This is a genomic window from Bacillus sp. SIMBA_026, assembly GCF_046535335.1.
Lineage (GTDB): Bacteria > Bacillota > Bacilli > Bacillales > Bacillaceae > Bacillus > Bacillus velezensis.
Genome location: NZ_JAWRWX010000504.1, coordinates 1 through 233, shown reverse-complemented (window position 1 = coordinate 233; position 233 = coordinate 1). Strand labels below are relative to the sequence as shown.

General features: G+C 43.8%; 1 pseudogene. It reads left to right on the top strand.

The features are described from left to right. Window positions 1-168, top strand: a pseudogene (locus SB847_RS22330) (serine hydrolase); the annotation flags it as partial. Between the last annotated feature and the right edge of the window lie 65 nt (window positions 169-233).

Sequence of the window (233 nt, the reverse complement as noted above, 5' to 3'; positions counted from 1 at the left end):
AAATCTGGAGCCGGTGAGCGTGGGTCTCGCGGTATCATTGCAGCACTGGGGCCAGATGGTAAGCCCTCCCGTATCGTAGTTATCTACACGACGGGGAGTCAGGCAACTATGGATGAACGAAATAGACAGATCGCTGAGATAGGTGCCTCACTGATTAAGCATTGGTAACTGTCAGACCAAGTTTACTCATATATACTTTAGATTGATTTAAAACTTCATTTTTAATTTAAAAG